Source organism: Methanobrevibacter sp. (genome assembly GCF_017539065.1).
Taxonomy (GTDB): Archaea; Methanobacteriota; Methanobacteria; order Methanobacteriales; family Methanobacteriaceae; genus Methanocatella.
The window spans coordinates 1-14,201 of the sequence record NZ_JAFYHP010000006.1; the positions used below are offsets into that span (position 1 = coordinate 1).

The window sequence follows — 14,201 nt, forward strand, 5'->3', positions numbered from 1 at the left end:
AGAGCAGCATCACCAATAATTTGTTTTTTATCCTGCAACTCTTCAGGAATCTCTAAAATTACGATATCTCCAATAGTATCAAATGATGTTCTCAGATTCTCAATTTCGTCAGGGGCAAGTTCATCTTTAAGTAGTTCCGAAAAATTGTGTGGGACTTTTTTCATTGGTTCCAAATCAATATCAACAATCTCATAATCGTCAATATCTTCATTTATAGGAATATATCCGTAATCATCGCCTGCTTTTATCCTATATTCCATATTCATTAGTCCATTTTCCATTAATTTTATGCGAGTATCATTTAATTGTTTTAATGGAACTTTTACACATTTCATAAAGTTATTTATGCTTAAATTATTATAAATAGTATTATGTTTTATCTAGTTGGTTTAGGATTATTTGATGAGAAGGATATTTCTCTTAAGGGATTGGAATGTTTAAAAAATGTTGATAAGATTTATGCTGAATTTTTCACATCAAGATTATTTGGGTCAAGCTTTGAAGCTATTGAAGAATTAATTGGTAAAAAAATAGAGGTTCTTGTTAGAGGGGAAGTTGAAGAAGAACATAAATTCATTGAAGAATCTAAAACTTGTGATGTTGCTTTGATTACTGGCGGAGATCCTTTAATTGCAACTACTCATAGCGATTTTTTAGTTCAATGCAGTAAAAAAGGGATTGATTTTGAAGTGATTCATGGTTCGTCTATTTTATCTTCCGCACCTGCCATTTCAGGACTTCAAGGTTATAAATTTGGTAAAGTAACGACAATTCCTTTTCCAGATTATAATTTTTATCCAAAATCTCCTTATGAAGCAATTGAGGAAAATCTTAAAATGGATCTGCATACTCTTGTTTTACTGGATATTCAAGCTCACAAAGACAGGTATATGACTGTTAATGAAGGTTTGGAGTATTTAATAAGTATCTATAATGATTTGGATAGGGAAGGATTAATAACTGAGGATACATTAGCCATGGGCATTGCTCGTGTTGGCTCAAAAGATGTGGTTGTTAAAGCAGGCAAAATTTCCGAATTGATCGATTTTGATTTTGGAGGGCCTCTCCATTGTATTGTTATTCCATCTAAACTTCATATTGTTGAAGCAGAATATTTAGTAGAAATTGCTGGAGCGGACCCCAAAATAATAGATAATGTCTGATTTAAAAAAAGGGGGAGTTTGGAAGTAGTTGTGGTCATTTCTACTTCCTTGAACATAATTAAGCATTTTGGAGATTATAAAATGTTTGACCGATGTTCATCACAAGACATGAAAGTTACTTCACATCGTATATTATATATATTTTTGTATTATATAAATGTTTTTATTTGATTTTTCAGTATTTATTTAATGTTTTGTAGTTATGTTCACTAAGAATTTTCTAAAATCAAGAAAATATTATCAGATTTCTAATTTTTAGTAAAAATTTAAAAAATTTATATGTTAAAATTAAACATTAATAAGTATTTAAGGAAAGTAAATTAATAAAAAGGGGGAGATGGAAGTAATGGTGTATTTACTTCCGGATATAATATATTTTAAAACATTTTGGAGATTATAAAATGTTTGATGTTCATAAAAAGATATGAATTATATTTTACATCGTATATTATATATGTTTTAGGCATATATAAATATTTTCATTTAATTCATGGGTAGGCATAGGATTTTTCATTATAAAACATGGGTATAGTTTATATGTGTTGAAATTCAAAAATAAATATAATGGGGAATAGGAATAGTCTTGTACTAGATAATTTACAAGAAAGAAACAATTTGTTACAATCCAAGTTGATTCATGACCAATTAAAATATGGAACTTATCATTTTGGATATTTTAAGAACTGTTTAGTAATTATAAGCGAATATAAAAAATTCAGATCTTTCTTTAAAGTGTCTACTGTACTGGATATAAGTCAAAATGAAATGATTAATTGGTATATTAAAGGACAAATGGGCAATAGTAAATTCAGGAGTTTTTACTTAGCGATCAATGGAATTAACAATAGGAAAATCATTGATGCTGTTGAAGATGGCGCCGGCATTGATGAGGAAATAGTTTCTGGAAATATTGTCAATGAAGAGAAAGATTATGCAATTTCTCAATATGGGGATGGTTGGAGTTATAGAACATTCATTGATGGTAAAAAAATATTTATCATCTCTAATGAGTTAAGAACTCTAAAAGATAAAGTTAAATCTGAACATCTTCCTTTAGACTAGTTAAACATTCTAAAAAATTAATCAGATTTCAATTTTCTTGAATATTTTGGGGAATGAGCTCTTGTTTTATTGAAATTTCGATTAATATAATTTTATTTTTACAATATTTATTTTGGCATGACAAATTGCTCTTAAAAAACACTAAAATGTTTATTAACCAGTATGCACAATCTATTTTCATGACTCAAAACAGACGTGTTACAATTAGCATCAATAATGACATTGACTTGAATTTTCGCAAATTAGCCTCCTCTAAGATGTTGTTCAAAACAGGATGGTATTCAAAAGCAATCGAGGAAGCAATGTTATTATGGATTGAAAAAGAAGATAAATAAAATTTTTTTCTTCTTTTTTTCTTTTTTTTACATTAACTATTTAAATTAAACAAATCAAACTTATTAATATAGAGTGGTGTCAATAATGGAAAGTGATGATTTTAGAACTGTTAGGGTGTACACTAAAAAGTATACAAGTAAAGATAAAGATGGTAACACTGTCGAAAAAGAATCACAACAAAAGCAAGTTAGTCTTAAAAAAGAAGACCCTTTTGAAGATGATGATTTAGTAAAAGTGTTATCTCAAGAAGATTATGAAAAATTAATTGATAATCAATTTTCAGATGAAAAACTTGATGAGTTTTATCATATTATAGAAGGGAAAGATGCTGAAATTGAAGAGTTAAAAGGCCAAATTCAAACTCTTAAAGGATCATTTTTTGATGATGTTGATTCACTTAAAGAGCAGTTATCCGATAAAGAGGAACTTTTAAAAGCTAAAGATGAAATTCATGAGTTAAATAAAAAGATTACTAAAATTGATGACGAAAGAGTTGCTATTTTTAAAGAACTTGATTATAAAAATAAAATGATTCTTGCATATAATGTTGAACTGAATAAATCAATTTTAAATGCTATTAATGTTGTTATTGATGAGGCAAGGGATAACATTAACAGAAGAAATGCTCTCCTAGTTAAGAATTTAGAAAAATCAATCGAAAAATCAAAACAGGAAGTAAATGAGAAAAATAAAGCTATAGCATATGATATAAAAAGCACTGTTGAAGATATGAACGACCAAATAAGAAATACAAGCACTCTTAAAATGATACTCAATAAGAGAAAAATTAATTTAAGAGTACCTACCGACGATTTACTTAAGCCATTTGATTTTGGGTTTGACGTTGAACAATTACTTTCAGGCCAAGCATTGGAACTCGATGCTGCCGAAATCTTAAAAGAAGTCATGCCAAAACTTCCGGAACCCTTCTCTAAATATATTGACACTATAGAAGAAGCTCCTGAAACCATTGATGTTTCATCTAAGGATGAGGAATAACTCATGAAGACATTCAACACAGGAAGAATCACTTTTCAATATCCTGACAGTTGGGAAGTTGAAAAAGCGGACATACTTTCCAATCCAGATTGCATAGCTACTCTATCTAAAGGCCAGGACAATTTAATTAATGCAGTAATGTTTCCGACTGCCACTAACCTTGAGGATTATAAAATTTTCATGGAAGATGCGATTTCAGATGATGGTGGGGTTATTTTAGCATCAGATTTTACTCGAATTGCGGGCAAGGATGCCATTAAGCTTCATGCAAATATGGATACTCCTGAAATCAACTTTGATATTCACACATTCGTGTTCATTGAAGAAAGAAACATTTACATTTTTGAATTAAGAACCTTAGATATCTCTGGGGAATCTGAAAGGGAATTTACTAAAATAGTCGATAGTTTTAAGATTTCAAACTAATTGTGTGTATTCAAGCAGATAATCCATGTGGTTTCTGTCAAGTATTTTTAAAGTCGAGATATTTTGAGGAGTAGTCCCAGATCTCTCTTCAACAAGGTTTCGCAATGATTTATTTTTCATGTGGGCATGGATTTCTTTGATGACAAATTCCATATTTTTTATATTTTCACGTTCTAAATCTTCTTTTGAAATATTTTCATAAATATGATATGTATTTAAGTCATATGCTTTGGTTGGGGTTTGTAAGACATTCAAATAACTATAATAATTTGCGGAATCAGTTAAAAATCCATCAATTCCCATATATACTAATATTGGCATGAATGAAACTTCAGTAAATGGAAAGATAAAATAGCTATTTTTTTTAGCTTCTTTTTTTAATGTGACAATTAGTTCAACAAGGTCTTTTGAATTGGTAAGTAATGCATCACCATTGGCTATTATAAAACCATTGTATCCTATTTCTTCAAGTTCTTTTAGACATTTGACTCTTAAATCGATGTATTTTGAACCTTGAATAACCGCTACGTCACATTCCTCTACATTTTCTCTAGCAAGTCTCAATGTTTCTCTAACGTTAAATTCAGCAATTTCACGGTCAACATTATAGGCAGAACCTTCACTAGGAGCAATTTTTAAGTCTTTTTTGGAGAATAATATTGGACTTAACTCATCTTCAATTTTACCTATTCTTCCAGGCCCGTCATGGGATTTTATTTCGAATTTTTTAATCATTTTTTCTTCCTTTTCTTGTTCTTGTTTTAATATATGATTATTTAGGCATATAAAAATTTTTCATTTTGTGTAACCTTTTTGATTACACAAGCCAAAATTTTAGTAACCTTTATATATGTTCTTTTAAAGACTATTAGTATGGATTTGAGGAGATTATCCGATGATTATCCGAGGTGTGTTTTCAATGTCTATTATAAATCGTTTAAAATCCTTATTTAAAGGAGATAATGAAGAAATTGACATCAATGCTGATGTTTCAAACACATCTGATGATGTTCAAGTTACATCTTCAAAAACTGAAAGTGAAACTGTCGTTACTGAGGCAGAACCAGTTGTAGAAGCTGAGGAAGCAACTGTGGAAGAATCAGAAGACAGTGTTGAAGATTTAGCTTCCGAAGACATCAAACCTGAAGAGGAAAAAGTTGAAACTATCAAGGAAGAAATCCACGAGAAAGTTGAAGCTAAAAAAGAAGAAATTCATGAAAAAGTTGAGACTGTCAAGGAAGAAATCCACGAGAAAGTTGAAGCTAAAAAAGATGCCAAAGAAGCTGATGAAGATTCAAATAATAATGATAAAGAGAGAGATAAAATGACTTTATTGACTGATAAAGAATTATTAACTGATGCAAATCGTGATCCAGATTTCACTGCTGAATTCATTGATTCTGGAATCGAAACTGTAAAACACTGTTTCCAATGTGGTACCTGTAGTGGTAGTTGCCCATCTGGAAGAAGAACTCCATACAAAGTAAGACAAATTGTCAGAAAATGTTTACTCGGATTAAAAGAAGAAGTAATCACTGATGATGCTTTATGGATGTGTACTACTTGTTACACTTGCCAAGAAAGATGTCTCAGAAGTGTTAAAATTGTAGAAATTATCAAAAAAGCACGTAATATTGCTGCACACGCAGGTTACATGGCAAAACCTCACAAAATGACTGGAGTATTTGTTATGAACACAGGTCACGGTGTACCTATTAACGATGCTACTAAAGCTTTAAGAGCTAAAATTGGACTTCCAGAAATTCCACCAACAACCCATGCTTTCCCTGAAGCATTAGAAGAAGTTCAAAAAATATGTAAAATTACTGGATTTGATGAATTAATCGGTTACGATGAAGCAACCGGTGGATTAAAAGAATAAATGAATTGAGGAGAGTTATAATATGGAAATTGCATACTTCTTAGGTTGTATTATGAACAACCGTTATCCTGGTGTTGAAAAAGCTACCAGAAAATTATTCGAAGCATTAGATATTAAATTAATTGATATGGAAGGAGCATCATGTTGTCCTGCTCCAGGTGTATTCGGTTCTTTTGATGAAGAAACCTGGGCTACTATTGCTGCTCGTAACTTAACTCTTGCTGAAGACATTGGTGCTGACATTATGACTGAATGTAACGGATGTTTCGGTTCATTATTTGAATGTAACCACATGTTAAAAGAAAGTGAAGAGAAAAAAGCTGAAATTAATGCTAACTTAGCTGAAATCGGAAGAGAATACAAAGGAACTATTGATGTAAAACACTTTGCTCAAATCTTAAGAGATGACGTTGGATTTGAAAAATTAGCTTCCTTAATTGAAAAACCTTTAGACTTAAATGTTGCTGTACACTACGGTTGCCACTTCTTAAAACCAACCAAAACTATTGGTATCGAAGAAAACGCAGAAAACCCATCTATCTTAGATGACCTTGTAGAAATTACAGGTGCTAAATCTGTAGACTACAAAGACAAAATGATGTGCTGTGGTGCAGGTGGAGGATTAAGATCCAGAGATTTAGATGTAACTACCAGTTTCACTAAAGAAAAACTCGACCACATGACTGAAGCAGGTGTAGATGCAATCGTTAACGTATGTCCATTCTGTCACTTACAATTTGACCAAGGTCAAATCGAAGTAAACGAAAGATACGGAACTGATTTCGCATTACCAGTATTCCACTTAGCTCAATTATACGGATTAGCTATGGGATTATCTGCTGAAGAATTAACTTTCGATGCTCAAAGAATTGATGCAACTCCAGCTATTAAAAAAGCATTAGGAGAATAGGTTAAGGATTTTTAATCCTTATCTTATTTATTTTTTAGGTATTGAAAACACAGTTCGGTTTTAGTTATCCTAGTGATAACTATTTTTTTTATATCAAATTTTTTTTGTTTGATTGAATACGAATAATTCGGGATTATGTTTATATATCAAGTAGTTTAATATAATAATGTAATAATTATAGAGGTGTAATTATGTTTGTAGCAACATTAGACGGTATATTTAAATATGCTGACCTTCCAGAAGAATATGAACCATATGTTCAATTCAAAGCAACTATTGATAAAAGAGAACTCAAATCTGATGATGAAATAGCAATTTTAAACATTGCAGGTACTTCAACTCATCATGTTTTATTCTTAGATTCATATAGTAATACTAGTGAAATTGAAAGAGAATTAAAAGATGCAGATGCTAAAATTAATCACACTACTTTAAAAATTATAGGTGGACATTTATGAGTTTGCCCTCAGAACAAAATTGGTTAATTCTAAATCATCTTATAAAAGATTTAACTAAGAAAGGATATAAAATCCCTGATGGAATTAACCCTGAGATGGGAATAATCAGATCAACAATTAGTTCATATAAAAGAGACCCTTCCCATCCCGAATTGATTAATGGTTTGGCAAAGGCGGAAATGTCATTAAATAATATTCAAGGAACTCTTTTAACAATCGCTGATGAAGAAGGTGACGAATATGCTGACCATTGGCTTGATTTGTTAAAACAAGCTATGCAAGGAAAAGAATTATTTGAATTTGCAGATTCAAGGTCAAAATTTTTAGTAAATACTCCACCAGGTTTAATTACCGGTAGAATCAACTTAAGAGTTCCTTTAGCTGAAGAAAGAGTTCAAGAAATTGCAGAATGGAACGGTCTTATTATTGAATATGACGATGATGTTACTGTTCAATTACATGGAGATAAGGAAGACCTCCAAGTTGGTTTAAAAGAGATGGGTTCTTTCTTTTTAGAAGATTAAATGGTGATTATATGGTTAAAATATTAGCTATAAGTGATGTTCATGGCGAAGAAAATGAAAACTTGTATACTTATTTAAATAATAATGAAATTGATTTAGTTTTAATTTTGGGCGATATCACTAATTTTGGACCTCTTGATTTTGTAGAAACATTCATTAATAAGGTAGCTGATTGTGGAGTGGATGTAATAGCAATTCCTGGAAATTGCGACCCTAATGGAATTTGTAATGCTATTAATGATGTTTCATTCTGTCTTCACAACAATATTATTGCTTATGGAGATGCAATATTATTTGGTTTCGGGGGATCTAATCCAACTCCATTCGATACTCCGGGCGAAATGGATGACGATAAAATCTACAGACAAGTTTATGATTTGTTAGCTAACTATGATTATGTTTACAATTCTGATGTTCCTAAAGTGAAAATTTTAGTCACTCATGCCCCACCGTTCAATACTGATGCTGATAGAGTTGAAAATGGCGAGCATGTGGGCAGTCCGGGAATTCTAAAATCAATTCATGAGTTTGAACCTCAAATAAACTTGTGTGGACATATTCATGAGGCTAAATCCCTTAGTAAAATTGGAAAAACTACAGATGTAGCAAATCCTGGGATGCTTAAGGATAATGGAGCTGTTTTAATTGATGTAATAGATGGCTCCAATTATGAGATAAGTATCGTCTCATTAGAAGAATAATTACTTATTCTTTCTTTTTTTCTATTTTTTTCAATGATTTTTTTAAATTCAAATAAAAAATTTTATTTAAGATTAATTTAAGATATTTATTTATATATTTTTGGAGAGATTATCATGATATGGGTCAGTGGGAATGTTGATGGGAAAAAATATAAAGAACCATTTTCCAAAGGAATTATGTCCCGTTCCCTAAATGTTGCTGATATTGGGATAGAAAGAGCTCATGTTATTGCCAGTGATATTGAGGCAAATCTGATTAAAAACAATGTTACTGAAATTTCCAGCAAGGAGTTAGCAGATACTGTTTTACATCATTTAGAATCCGTTGATTCTAACATTGCAGTTAAATATAAAAATTGGAGAGCATTAAGAACTTCCCAAAAGCCATTAATTATTTTAATTGGTGGTGCATCAGGAGTAGGTACCTCTTCAATGGCATTTGAACTTGCTAACAGATTAAGATTAAAAAATCTTATCAGTACTGATATGATTCGTGAAGTGATGCGTAAGATTGTCTCTAAAGAATTAAGTCCCGTAATTCATAAATCTAGTTTTGATGCTCATGAAAGCATTCGAACACCCTCTATAAGGGTAGATTCTGTTATTGAAGGATTTATTAGTCATGTAGATGTTGTTAATGTAGGTATTGAAGCGATTATAGAACGATCTGTAAAAGAAGGAATTAGTACTATTATTGAAGGAGTTCATGTGGTTCCAGGTTTTATTAGAAAAGATTTAATTGAAGATAATAACATTATTATTTTTACATTAACTGTTGATGATGAGGAATCACATAAACAAAGATTCTATTCTAGATGCAGGCAACCCTGGGTAAAGCGATCTCTTGAAAGATATATGGATAATTTTGATACAATTAGAAAAACTCAAAAATTTTTAGTTGAACAGGCTAAAATTCATGATACTCGTATTATTAACAATGTGGATATCAACGAAACCATAGATATAATGGTTAGTGATATTCTTGAAAAATTTGTGGGTGCGGAATATGTTGAACAAAAAAGTTAAAGATATAATGACTTCTGAGGTAATTACTACTACTTCAGATGTTGATGTTGTAAATGCATTTGAAAAGTTAATGGAATATAAAATCAGTTCTCTTCCTGTTTTGGAAGATGATAAGTTAGTTGGGATTATAACTGCGACAGATGTTGGACATAACCTAATTTTGGATAAATATGAATTAGGTACCAGTGTTAAAGAAATTATGATTTCTCCTGTGGTTACAGTTTCTCCTGAAGATACTATTGAAACTGCAATTAAAGTTATGAAAGAAGGTGCTTCTTCTGGAATTTTAAATCAGCTTCCAGTTGTCGATGGAGAAAAATTAGTGGGAATTATTTCCGATGGGGATATTATTCAGGAAATATTCTAATAATTCCTTTAATTTTTTATTTTTTTTTAATTTAACTATTTTTAATGCAGTTACTGTAAATTAATTTTTTTTCTAGAAATAATTTTTAAATTATTTTTTATCTTTTTTTAATATTATCTGTATTTTTTGATAACATTTATATAATATTAAAATCAAATATAAAGTTGGCTAGACTGGAGGGTTAGGGGTCCTCTGTAAGCACACACCCCCTTTGGTGCAGTTGAAGTTCAAGAGGCGGCTTTTTAAGAGAGTATGAGCCTAGAAAAACAACATAGAAACCTCGTCCTACAGGATTGGTGGTGGTGAAGTTTTTACTGGAGGGTAAAAATTAGTCATCTCTAATATGGGAACGGGTCAGGCCCGGAAGGGAGCAGCTCTACTGTTAACATGCAATGCTTGTAGAATCCCGGGGTGGAGTTGGCTTTTTTAGATCACTCATATTTTTGAGATTAGTCCACTTTTGAACATGCCATTTATAAAAATAATTAAGTTTATTAAGATGTTTTTACATATATCTTAGTATACTGTTTTTTACTAGTCGGGATGGCCCAGCCTGGTACGGCGTCGGACTGCTAATCCGATGGTCATTTGACCTCCGGGGTTCAAATCCCCGTCCCGGCGCTTTTTAATTATCTATTTCTTGGTCATGGTCATATTCTAATCCTATTGGGCACACGTGTACCATTACTGATTTTATCTCAGGGATAGTTTTTAGGATATTATCTTCTACTTCATGCGCAATTTTATGGGTTTCGTTTAAGGGCATGTTTCCGTCAACTTGAACATGCAGATAGGCAGTAGCATATGACCCTAAATAATCAACTTTAATATTATGTGCTCCTTGCGCATTTGGAGTTAAATTAGCCACAGTTCTTATTTTATCTATTAAGTCTTGTGAAGGTACTTTTCCCATAATATTATCTATATTTTCTTTACCAATATCATATGCAGTTTTAATGATTAACAAACCTATTAATAATCCAACAAGAGGATCTAAAATTGGATATCCAATGTTCGCTAAAATAACGCTTATTAAAATAGCAATTGATGTAAATATATCTGTTTTTTGATGTTTTCCATCAGCGACAATGGCAGGACTTTTGATTTCCTTTCCTATGTTAATAATATATTCGCTGATGAAATAGTTAACAAATATTCCAAAAACCGCCATTAATGCAGCATAGAAATCCGGAACTGTAATTAATTCAGGATGCAATAATTTATTGAAAGCACCTGTTATGATTTCATAAGCAACAATTGCTAAAAATACAACAATTAGCAATCCACTAATTGCTTCTGCACGGCCATGACCTAAAGGATGCTCTTTATCAGCAGGTTTTTGACCTATTCTAAATCCTGCATAGGCTATTATTGAGGTTGTCACATCTGAAAGGGTATGTGCTCCTTCTGATACTAACGCGTAACTTCCAGACATGAGTCCGACAAAAATGTTTAAAACTGTTAAAATGGTGTTTGCAACAATTGCTACCGCTGAAGCTTTTGTTCCAGCTTTATTTCTATAATCATCCATTTATTACACGCTCTTCTAAAATATTCATGGCTTTTTCGATATTTTCATAGGAATTAGCATAGGACATTCTGATATGTCCTTCTCCGTTTGATCCAAAGGCAAATCCAGGAACAGTAATCACCCCTGCATCCGCAGCTTTAGCAACGAAATTTTCTTCTTCAATTTTTGGAAATACATAAAATGCCCCTTCGGCGTTTACTGTTTCATAACCCATTCCATTCAAGCGACTAACAATCAGGTCCCTTCTTCTTTGGAATTCATTAACCATTTTGGTTACTTCATCCTGCGGGCCGGTTAATGCCTCATATGCTCCTTTTTGTGCAGTAGAATTACTGCATGCAATGCTGTTTTGGTGTACTTTAAATAGTTCTTCGGTATGTTCGTCATTTGCAGTCAAATAACCCACCCTTAACCCAGTCATTGCATATGTTTTTGAAAATCCGTTAATTGTAATTACGTTATCGCTATATTTTGCAGGGGAGTAATGTTTTTTGTCATATATTATTTTTTCATAAATTTCATCTGAAATAATTAAAAAATTATGGTCCATAGATAAATCGGCAATTGCTTTTATGTCTTCTTTTTCCATTACTGCTCCTGTTGGGTTGGATGGTGAATTCAATATAATTGCTTTTGTTTTATCACTAATTTTTTCTAAAACATCGTCCGCTTTTAATTTAAATTCGTTTTCCATTTTACAATCTACGGGCACGATATTTCCACCAGCTAAATTAATAACCGCTTCATATAATAGAAAACTAGGGTTCGGCAATAGTATTTCATCACCCGGTTCCATAAATGCTTGAGCACTGATGTATAATGCTTCACTAGCTCCAACTGTAACAATGACATTTTCCGGATCGGTATTGATGCCATTATCATTTTTGAATTTTTTAACAATTTCCTCTCTTAATTCAATATATCCTTTGTTTGGAGTATAATGGGTATCATTTTCATCAATTGATTTCTTCATTGCATCCTTGATGTTTTGAGGTACATCAAAGTCAGGTTCACCAATACCCAAGTTTATGGCATTGGGATTTGTGGCTTCAAACATTTTTCTAATCAATGATAATTCGATTAATTTGGTTCTATTTGCTGGTTTTATCATATTTTTGCCTCACTATATTATAATATAATTATTATAGTAAATTAATTTTTTTCTAGTAATACTTTTTCGCATGCTCCACAATTATAGCAGGTAGATGTTTCACACCATGGTGTTTGTTTCAGATTTCTCAATCGTCTGTGCTCTATTTTTAGAAATCTTTCATCTACGCCAACATCAATATTGCTCCAAGGTAATTTTTCATCAAGATCATATTTTGGAGTTATCTCCTTCCACTCTTTAAGTGTCGGTTGCTTTTCTAGAGATTTTTCAATAATCGTAGAAATGCTCCTATTTCCACAAGATAGTATATATTGAATTAGTCCTTTTTTAGGACTTTCGCACTTTATGTTATAATTTTTCATTTCCTTTTGAATATACCTAGTTTTCTTTTTAATGTCCTTAAAATCATAACATTCCCATTGGAGTGGTGTATGAGGTTTTGGAATCACTGGATTTATACTAAATTTCACTCTTTTAGGATTTCTATGCATGTTAGCTATTTTTTTCATGTATTCACAAAGTTCATGAATATCCTCGTTACTTTCACCGGGTATTCCTATTAGAAAATACAACTTAATATTGAAGTCTAATTCAATGGCATTTTTTATTACTGTAAAAATTTGTTTTTCCAGTATGGATTTATTTACTACTTTTCTAAGTTTACTAATGGATTCTGGTGCTAGAGTTATTGTTTTCAGCCCACTTTTTTTCAAGGTGACTAATGTTTCTTTAGTGATTGATTCAATTCTCAGTGAAGGTGTTGAAATTTGGAAACCTTCACTTTCAAGACCATCAATCAATTTATCAAGATCACTATAATCTGAAACTGCCGCACCAATCAATGTAACTTTATTTAATCCAGTATTTTTTCTATTTTCAATTGCTATGTCAATTAGGTGTTTCCAATTTGTTTCTCTGGTAGGCCGATAAAGATAACCTGCCATACAGAATCTACAACCTCTGGTACAACCTCTTGAAACATTTAACATTATTGAATTATTGAAAATGCTTTGATAGTTCTCATCATCACTTTTACTTATAACCGGTTGAGTTATGTGGTAAGTTTCATCCATATTTTCTATAATGCGGATTTTTGTTTTATTATCAAATTCGGGAATGTATATTCCCTCGATATCAAGGAATTTTTCTAAATCATTGTTCGACGAATTTTTATAAACGTTTAATATTTCGTTAATTGTATGTTCACCTTCTCCAATAATGAATAAATCAATAAAATCTGATAATGGAAGAGGATTAGCAGTTGCACAAGGTCCACCAGCTATAATTAATGGATCATCGTCTCCACGGTCTTTTCTCTTAAGTGGGATTTCTGCATCTTTTAGCATTTGCAAAACGTTAAAATAGTCTTCTTCAAACTGAAGGGAAAAGCTTATTATATCAAAATATTTGCTAGGAGTATTGGATTCAAGTGATTTAATGTTAGGATAAATTATTCTCTCACACCAAGTATCTTCACGTTCGTTAATTAAATTATACAGGATGTTATAACCTAATGAAGACATTGCAGTCCTATAAATATTCGGATAACTTAATCCGAATCTTATATCTACTTTCTTGTAGTCTTTTTGAAAAATGTTTTTTTCATACAACATCAAATCAACTTTTTACAGATTTTTTTATTTTTAAATTTTGAGTTTATTTTTCCCATTACTTTTATTATCTTAATTGTTTTTTCTTAAATCAT

The 14,201-nt window shown here is 31.3% G+C and carries 16 protein-coding genes, 1 tRNA gene, 1 other RNA gene and 1 pseudogene; 14 read left to right on the top strand and 5 right to left on the bottom strand.

Annotated features, from left to right (window positions below; all coding sequences use genetic code 11):
* A pseudogene (locus tag IKS50_RS00875) lies at window positions 1–335 on the bottom strand (class I SAM-dependent methyltransferase family protein); the annotation flags it as partial.
* A gap of 36 nt (window positions 336–371) precedes the next feature.
* Here IKS50_RS00875 and dph5 point away from each other — a divergent pair.
* From dph5 to IKS50_RS00900, 5 genes are all read left to right on the top strand, one after another.
* Entirely contained in the window at window positions 372–1,163 is a 792-nt protein-coding gene (gene dph5, locus IKS50_RS00880) for a diphthine synthase (RefSeq protein ID WP_292844008.1), read from the top strand.
* Window positions 1,164–1,727: 564 nt separating this feature from the next.
* Window positions 1,728–2,225, top strand: a complete 498-nt coding sequence (locus IKS50_RS00885) for a hypothetical protein (protein WP_292844010.1) — start codon at window positions 1,728–1,730, stop codon at window positions 2,223–2,225.
* 146 nt (window positions 2,226–2,371) lie between these two features.
* A complete protein-coding gene (locus tag IKS50_RS00890) occupies window positions 2,372–2,560 on the top strand; it encodes a hypothetical protein (RefSeq protein WP_292844012.1) in 189 nt (62 codons plus the stop codon).
* 85 nt (window positions 2,561–2,645) lie between these two features.
* On the top strand, window positions 2,646–3,560 hold the full coding sequence (locus IKS50_RS00895; protein WP_292844015.1) for a hypothetical protein: 915 nt from the start codon (window positions 2,646–2,648) through the stop codon (window positions 3,558–3,560).
* A gap of 3 nt (window positions 3,561–3,563) precedes the next feature.
* Window positions 3,564–3,986: a PsbP-related protein gene (locus tag IKS50_RS00900; protein WP_292844017.1), complete on the top strand. Its 423-nt coding sequence runs from the start codon at window positions 3,564–3,566 to the stop codon at window positions 3,984–3,986.
* On the opposite strand, the gene IKS50_RS00905 is transcribed toward IKS50_RS00900, so the two are convergent.
* Complete coding sequence (locus IKS50_RS00905) at window positions 3,978–4,721, bottom strand: archaeosine tRNA-ribosyltransferase (protein WP_292844018.1); 744 nt, start codon at window positions 4,719–4,721, stop codon at window positions 3,978–3,980. The two genes, IKS50_RS00900 and IKS50_RS00905, sit on opposite strands and share 9 nt — an antisense overlap.
* Window positions 4,722–4,905: 184 nt before the next feature.
* Here IKS50_RS00905 and hdrC point away from each other — a divergent pair, with 184 nt between their 5' ends.
* From hdrC to IKS50_RS00950, 9 genes are all read left to right on the top strand, one after another.
* Window positions 4,906–5,868, top strand: coding sequence for a CoB--CoM heterodisulfide reductase subunit C (gene hdrC / locus IKS50_RS00910; RefSeq protein WP_292844020.1), 963 nt, complete (start codon window positions 4,906–4,908; stop codon window positions 5,866–5,868).
* Window positions 5,869–5,890: 22 nt separating this feature from the next.
* A complete protein-coding gene (gene hdrB, locus IKS50_RS00915) occupies window positions 5,891–6,778 on the top strand; it encodes a CoB--CoM heterodisulfide reductase subunit B (RefSeq protein ID WP_292844022.1) in 888 nt (295 codons plus the stop codon).
* A gap of 191 nt (window positions 6,779–6,969) precedes the next feature.
* A complete protein-coding gene (locus tag IKS50_RS00920) occupies window positions 6,970–7,236 on the top strand; it encodes a DUF749 domain-containing protein (RefSeq protein WP_292844024.1) in 267 nt (88 codons plus the stop codon).
* Window positions 7,233–7,760: a DUF2096 domain-containing protein gene (locus IKS50_RS00925; RefSeq protein WP_292844026.1), complete on the top strand. Its 528-nt coding sequence runs from the start codon at window positions 7,233–7,235 to the stop codon at window positions 7,758–7,760. The genes IKS50_RS00920 and IKS50_RS00925 overlap by 4 nt, the downstream gene beginning before the upstream one ends.
* Window positions 7,761–7,771: 11 nt before the next feature.
* Window positions 7,772–8,461: a metallophosphoesterase gene (locus IKS50_RS00930; protein ID WP_292844028.1), complete on the top strand. Its 690-nt coding sequence runs from the start codon at window positions 7,772–7,774 to the stop codon at window positions 8,459–8,461.
* Window positions 8,462–8,575: 114 nt separating this feature from the next.
* On the top strand, window positions 8,576–9,487 hold the full coding sequence (locus tag IKS50_RS00935) for a 2-phosphoglycerate kinase (protein ID WP_292844030.1): 912 nt from the start codon (window positions 8,576–8,578) through the stop codon (window positions 9,485–9,487).
* Window positions 9,468–9,854 (top strand): CBS domain-containing protein, encoded by a 387-nt coding sequence (locus IKS50_RS00940; protein ID WP_292844033.1) that lies wholly within the window; start codon window positions 9,468–9,470, stop codon window positions 9,852–9,854. Before IKS50_RS00935 ends, IKS50_RS00940 begins: the two co-directional genes overlap by 20 nt.
* Window positions 9,855–10,015: 161 nt before the next feature.
* Window positions 10,016–10,330, top strand: an RNA gene (gene ffs / locus IKS50_RS00945) — signal recognition particle sRNA.
* Window positions 10,331–10,391: 61 nt separating this feature from the next.
* A tRNA-Ser gene (locus tag IKS50_RS00950) sits at window positions 10,392–10,475 on the top strand.
* A gap of 4 nt (window positions 10,476–10,479) precedes the next feature.
* Here the strand turns inward: IKS50_RS00950 and IKS50_RS00955 are convergent.
* From IKS50_RS00955 to IKS50_RS00965, 3 genes are read right to left on the bottom strand one after another with little or no spacing between them, the layout of a single operon-like run.
* The gene (locus IKS50_RS00955) at window positions 10,480–11,385 is read right to left on the bottom strand and encodes a cation diffusion facilitator family transporter (RefSeq protein ID WP_292844035.1); all 906 of its coding nucleotides are present in this window, start codon (window positions 11,383–11,385) and stop codon (window positions 10,480–10,482) included.
* A complete protein-coding gene (locus IKS50_RS00960; protein WP_292844037.1) occupies window positions 11,378–12,496 on the bottom strand; it encodes a pyridoxal phosphate-dependent aminotransferase in 1,119 nt (372 codons plus the stop codon). The genes IKS50_RS00955 and IKS50_RS00960 overlap by 8 nt, the downstream gene beginning before the upstream one ends.
* A 41-nt stretch (window positions 12,497–12,537) precedes the next feature.
* On the bottom strand, window positions 12,538–14,109 hold the full coding sequence (locus IKS50_RS00965; RefSeq protein WP_292844089.1) for a radical SAM protein: 1,572 nt from the start codon (window positions 14,107–14,109) through the stop codon (window positions 12,538–12,540).
* Between the last annotated feature and the right edge of the window lie 92 nt (window positions 14,110–14,201).

What these genes read in the sequence shown, in the direction of transcription:
- IKS50_RS00920 (WP_292844024.1), top strand. Translation starts at nt 6,970, where the DNA reads ATGTTTGTAGCAACATTAGACGGTATATTTAAATATGCTGACCTTCCA.
- IKS50_RS00965 (WP_292844089.1), bottom strand. Translation starts at nt 14,109, where the DNA reads ATGTTGTATGAAAAAAACATTTTTCAAAAAGACTACAAGAAAGTAGAT.
- IKS50_RS00955 (WP_292844035.1), bottom strand. Translation starts at nt 11,385, where the DNA reads ATGGATGATTATAGAAATAAAGCTGGAACAAAAGCTTCAGCGGTAGCA.
- IKS50_RS00895 (WP_292844015.1), top strand. Translation starts at nt 2,646, where the DNA reads ATGGAAAGTGATGATTTTAGAACTGTTAGGGTGTACACTAAAAAGTAT.
- IKS50_RS00940 (WP_292844033.1), top strand. Translation starts at nt 9,468, where the DNA reads ATGTTGAACAAAAAAGTTAAAGATATAATGACTTCTGAGGTAATTACT.
- IKS50_RS00935 (WP_292844030.1), top strand. Translation starts at nt 8,576, where the DNA reads ATGATATGGGTCAGTGGGAATGTTGATGGGAAAAAATATAAAGAACCA.
- hdrC (WP_292844020.1), top strand. Translation starts at nt 4,906, where the DNA reads ATGTCTATTATAAATCGTTTAAAATCCTTATTTAAAGGAGATAATGAA.
- dph5 (WP_292844008.1), top strand. Translation starts at nt 372, where the DNA reads ATGTTTTATCTAGTTGGTTTAGGATTATTTGATGAGAAGGATATTTCT.
- IKS50_RS00890 (WP_292844012.1), top strand. Translation starts at nt 2,372, where the DNA reads ATGTTTATTAACCAGTATGCACAATCTATTTTCATGACTCAAAACAGA.
- IKS50_RS00925 (WP_292844026.1), top strand. Translation starts at nt 7,233, where the DNA reads ATGAGTTTGCCCTCAGAACAAAATTGGTTAATTCTAAATCATCTTATA.
- IKS50_RS00885 (WP_292844010.1), top strand. Translation starts at nt 1,728, where the DNA reads ATGGGGAATAGGAATAGTCTTGTACTAGATAATTTACAAGAAAGAAAC.
- hdrB (WP_292844022.1), top strand. Translation starts at nt 5,891, where the DNA reads ATGGAAATTGCATACTTCTTAGGTTGTATTATGAACAACCGTTATCCT.
- IKS50_RS00960 (WP_292844037.1), bottom strand. Translation starts at nt 12,496, where the DNA reads ATGATAAAACCAGCAAATAGAACCAAATTAATCGAATTATCATTGATT.
- IKS50_RS00930 (WP_292844028.1), top strand. Translation starts at nt 7,772, where the DNA reads ATGGTTAAAATATTAGCTATAAGTGATGTTCATGGCGAAGAAAATGAA.
- IKS50_RS00905 (WP_292844018.1), bottom strand. Translation starts at nt 4,721, where the DNA reads ATGATTAAAAAATTCGAAATAAAATCCCATGACGGGCCTGGAAGAATA.
- IKS50_RS00900 (WP_292844017.1), top strand. Translation starts at nt 3,564, where the DNA reads ATGAAGACATTCAACACAGGAAGAATCACTTTTCAATATCCTGACAGT.